The sequence below is a fragment of the Streptomyces sp. 13-12-16 genome (genome assembly GCF_002114215.1).
In the GTDB taxonomy this organism is placed as follows: domain Bacteria; phylum Actinomycetota; class Actinomycetes; order Streptomycetales; family Streptomycetaceae; genus Streptomyces.
The window spans coordinates 1-3083 of the sequence record NZ_NCTE01000613.1; the positions used below are offsets into that span (position 1 = coordinate 1).

General features: G+C 72.3%; 3 protein-coding genes. All 3 read right to left on the reverse strand.

All coding sequences use genetic code 11. The annotated features are described in order from the left end of the window. Positions 1–69 precede the first annotated feature (69 nt). Entirely contained in the window at positions 70–918 is an 849-nt protein-coding gene (gene fdhD, locus B7767_RS24240) for a formate dehydrogenase accessory sulfurtransferase FdhD (RefSeq protein WP_085574058.1), read from the reverse strand. A gap of 17 nt (positions 919–935) precedes the next feature. After that, positions 936–1796, reverse strand: a complete 861-nt coding sequence (locus B7767_RS24245) for a 2Fe-2S iron-sulfur cluster-binding protein (protein ID WP_085574059.1) — start codon at positions 1794–1796, stop codon at positions 936–938. Further along, the coding region (locus tag B7767_RS24250) for an NADH-quinone oxidoreductase subunit F (RefSeq protein ID WP_085574060.1) at positions 1793–3083 on the reverse strand (1291 nt) is incomplete at its 5' end. The genes B7767_RS24245 and B7767_RS24250, both read right to left, overlap by 4 nt.

Here is a 3083-nt window from a genome sequence, read left to right on the forward strand (position 1 = left end):
CGGGGCCCCGCGGCGCAGGGGGCGCTCCCCGCCGGCTGGGGCCCCGCCGCCGTGCAGCGGGGGAACCGGTCAGCCCCGGGCGGCCGCGGCCCGCAGGGCGATGCGGTCCTCACCCGCGTACACGTTCATGGAACCGCCCCGCAGGAATCCCACCAGGGTCAGACCCGTCTCCGCCGCCAGGTCCACGGCCAGCGAGGACGGCGCCGAGACCGCCGCCAGCATCGGAACGCCGGCCATGACCGCCTTCTGCGCCAGCTCGAACGAGGCCCGGCCGGAGACCAGCAGGATCGTCCGGGACAGCGGCAGGTTCCCGCCCTGCAGGGCACGGCCGACCAGTTTGTCGACCGCGTTGTGCCGGCCCACGTCCTCCCGTACGTCGAGCAGCTCGCCGTCCTCGTCGAACAGGGCCGCCGCGTGCAGGCCGCCCGTGCGGTCGAAGACCCGCTGGGACGCGCGCAGCCGGTCGGGCAGGCTCGCCAGCAGTTCCGGCTCCACGCGCAGCGCGGGGGTGTCCGCGATGGGATGGCGGGCCGTCGTGCGCACCGCGTCCAGGCTGGCCTTGCCGCACAGGCCGCAGGAGGACGTGGTGTAGACGTTGCGTTCGAGCGTGATGTCCGGGATCACCACTCCGGGGGCGGTCTTCACATCGACCACGTTGTAGGTGTTCGACCCGTCCGCCGTCGCCCCGGCGCAGTAGACGATGTTCTGCAGGTCCGAGCTGGTGGCGAGCACTCCCTCGCTCACCAGGAACCCGGCCGCCAGCGCGAAGTCGTCGCCCGGTGTGCGCATGGTGACGGCGAGGGGCTTGCCGTTGAGGCGGATCTCCAGGGGTTCCTCGGCGACGAGTGTGTCCGGGCGGCTGGACACCGCTCCGTCCCGGATGCGGAGCACCTTGCGTCGTTCCGTGACTCGTCCCATGTTCCCACCAGTTCCGCTCAGTCCCGGTTCTGTACGTGCTGATAGCCGAAGCGGCCCTTGATGCACAGGTTGCCGTGGGTCACCGGATTGTCGTGCGGTGAGGTGACCTTCACGATCTCATTGTCCTGCACATGGAGGGTGAGGTTGCAGCCCACACCGCAGTACGCGCACACGGTCGTCGTCTCCGACTGCCTCGACTCGTCCCACGTACCCGCGGCCCGCATGTCGAACTCCGATTTGAACGACAGGGCCCCGGTGGGGCAGACCTCGATGCAGTTGCCGCAGTACACGCACGCCGAGTCGGTCAGCGGGGCGTCGTGCTCGACGGCGATCCGGGCGTCGAAACCGCGGCCCGCGACCGAGATCGCGAAGGTGTTCTGCCACTGGTCGCCGCAGGCGTCCACGCACTTGTAGCAGAGGATGCACTTGTCGTAGTCGCGGACGTACAGGTCGTTGTCGATCCGGGGTTCCTCGCCGAGCCGGGCCGCCTCCGGGCCGAAGCGGTCCGGTTTCGCCTCGTACTCCTTGAGCCACCCGGCGACCCGGGGGGTCGTCGACAGGTCGACGGAGGAGGCGAGGAGCTCCAGGACGACCTTGCGGCTGTGCCGGACCCGCTCGGTTCCGGTGCGGACCTCCATGCCCGGCTCGGCCTCGCGGGAGCACGCGGGGACCAGGGTGCGGGAGCCCTCCACCTCCACCACGCAGACACGGCAGGCGTTCCTGGGGGTGAGCGTGTCGCCCTCGCAGAGCGTCGGGACGTCCTTTCCGGCCGCCCGGCAGGCGTCCAGGATCGTCGACCCCTCGGGCGCCCGGACCGGCTCGCCGTCCAGGGTGAACTCCAGCAGACGGCGGGGGATCCCCAGCGGTGTCACGGTCATTCGTACGCCCCCAGACGGTCGATGGCGGATTCCACGGCGTTCCACGCGGTCTGCCCCAGACCGCAGATCGAGGCGTCCCGCATCGCGCGGCCGACCTCGCGCAGCAGGGTGATGTCGGTGGCGGCGTCGGCGCCGGTGCGGTCGACGATCCGGTGCAGCGCCTCTTCCTGGCGGACGGTGCCGACGCGGCAGGGGACGCACTGGCCGCACGACTCGTCGCGGAAGAACCGGGCGATGCGCAGGAGGAGGCGGGGGAGCGGGACCGTGTCGTCGAAGGCCATGACGACTCCGGAGCCGAGGGTGGTGCCCGCCGCCCGGGTCCCTTCGAAGGTGAGGGGGATGTCCAGCTCGTCGGGGCGTACGAAGCCGCCGGCGGCTCCGCCGAGGAGGACCGCCCGGAGGCCGTCGCGGACGCCGGCGAGGCGGAGGAGTTCGCCCAGGGTCGCTCCGAAGGGGAGTTCGTAGACGCCGGGGCGGGCGACGCTGCCCGAGACGCAGAAGAGTTTGGGGCCGGTGGATCCCTCCGTGCCGATCGCCGCGTAGGCCTGGGCGCCCATGGTCAGGACGGGCAGGACGTTGATCAGGGTCTCCACGTTGTTCTCGACCGTCGGTTTGCCGAACAGGCCCTTCTCCACCGGGAAGGGGGGCTTGGTGCGGGGCTCGCCGCGGTGGCCCTCGATGCTGCTGAAGAGGGCGGTCTCCTCGCCGCAGACGTACGCGCCCGCGCCGCGCCTGATCTCGATGTCGAAGGCGTGGCCCTGGCCGAGGATGTCGTCGCCGAGCAGGCCGCGGGCGCGGGCCTGGCTGATCGCGTGTTCCATGCGGGCCGTCGCCCGCGGGTATTCGCCCCGGAGGTAGAGGTAGCCCTTGCGGGCGCCGGTCGCGTACGCGGCGATCGTCATGGCTTCGACCAGCGCGTACGGGTCGCCCTCCATGAGGACGCGGTCCTTGAACGTGCCCGGCTCGGACTCGTCGGCGTTGCAGACGAGGTAGTGCGGGTGGTCCGGCCGGGAGGCCGTGGCCTGCCACTTGCGGCCGGTGGGGAAGGCGGCGCCGCCCCGGCCGAGGAGGCCGGAGTCGGTGACCTCGCGGATGACGGCGGCGGGGCCGAGGGCGAAGGCGCGGCGCAGGGCGGTGTAGCCGCCGTGCGCCCGGTAGTCGTCGAGGTCGGTGGGGTCGGTCGTGCCGACGCGGCGGAGGAGGGTGAGGGCGGGGTCGCCGGCCTGGGGGACGGCGGTGGGGGGTGGGGGTTCGGGCGGGGCGGATTCGGGTGCGGTGGCCGTTCGG